The 1275-nt window shown below is 58.2% G+C and carries 2 protein-coding genes and 1 pseudogene; all 3 read left to right on the top strand.

What is annotated here, in order from left to right; translation table 11 throughout:
• A pseudogene (locus AC1DWI_RS23595) lies at positions 1-345 on the top strand (UPF0280 family protein); the annotation flags it as partial.
• Between the two features lie 22 nt (positions 346-367).
• Positions 368-1009, top strand: coding sequence for an amino acid synthesis family protein (locus AC1DWI_RS23590; RefSeq protein ID WP_477669075.1), 642 nt, complete (start codon positions 368-370; stop codon positions 1007-1009).
• Positions 1010-1055: 46 nt separating this feature from the next.
• The coding region (locus AC1DWI_RS23585; protein ID WP_477725967.1) for an amino acid synthesis family protein at positions 1056-1275 on the top strand (220 nt) is incomplete at its 3' end.

Here is a 1275-nt window from a genome sequence, read left to right as displayed (position 1 = left end):
GTCCTTGCGTATACCGCCGCGCAAGCGGATGCCGCAGCCACCATGATTGCGAATGCGGTCGATGTTGCCGACATGCGGATCAAGCGCGGCAGGGCTTGTGACCTGAAGGACGACACCGACCTTGGCGAAATGCTGGTGACAACTGACGTGCCGTTGCTGGAGGCGGAGACGGTTCGGCGTGYATTGCGCGCCGGGCTTGAACGCGCCCAGGCTTTACAGGCTGCGGGACTGATCTGGTCGGCTGCGCTGGTTTGTCAAAACCAGCTGATGACCACCTCTGATAAAACGCAGCAACGATTGCAAAATCGCAGTGCTGCAGTGCCGGCTGGTTCGGTATTTGCTTAATGAAATGAATGGACCTCACACCATGATTGAAATTCGGCGTATTTTTACGCACGTGGAGCAGATACGGCATGAATTCGGGCCGGTAGCGCCTGTGCCTTTGCTGCGCGGCGCGATTGCCGCGGTGCTGACCAATCCATTTGCCGGGCGATATGAGCCCAATATCTTGCCGATGATGGACCAGCTTCAGCCTGTTGGTATCCAGATGGCCGAGCGTCTGCGCGCCGCAATGGATGTGCCAGCCGAACATATTGAGGGTTATGGAAAAGGGGCAATCGTGGGCGCGGCCGGGGAACTGGAGCATGGTGCGCTCTGGCATGTGCCTGGCGGGTACGCGATGCGTGAGCTGCTTGGCTGGAAAGGCGATCGCAACGCTTATGCGCGTGGGCAGGCTGAGGAAAAAACCGGCCAGCCCGGTAACGCCTTGTCCATTGTCCCTTCGACAAAAAAAGTGGGTGCACCGGGTACGGCGCTGGATGTTCCTTTAACGCACGTCAATGCCAGTTATGTCCGTAGCCATTTCGACGCAATTGAGGTGCGTGTGCCGGGGGCTCCCTTGTCGGACGAAATCGTTTTCATCCTGGCCATGAGCACGGGCCCGCGCATTCACGCCCGGGTGGGTGGGCTGGCCGCCAGTGCCATCGCCAAATGGGATGGCTTGCGTTAAACCCGATGCGCCAGATACTTAGCAGGCACCGAGACAAGGAAAAACCATGACAGCCAGGATTCGAAAAATTGTTGTGCAAATCGACGAAACATACATCGAGATGGGAAAGGCCGTCACTCCCCCGACGCGAAAGGCATTGGCGATGGCCGTGATCGAGAATCCTTTTGCCGGGGTGTACGCGGAAAAACTCGATGCGCTGATTGACATTGGTGAGGAGCTTGGCGGGCTGCTGGGGCAAAAGTGCGTGCAGGCCCTTGGCATTGCCC

This window comes from Polaromonas sp. P3_C2 (assembly GCF_056402675.1).
This window is presented reverse-complemented; position numbering and strand designations above follow the sequence as displayed.

Excerpts from the sequence above, each read along its gene's own strand:
- AC1DWI_RS23590 (WP_477669075.1), top strand. The coding sequence starts at position 368 with ATGATTGAAATTCGGCGTATTTTTACGCACGTGGAGCAGATACGGCAT.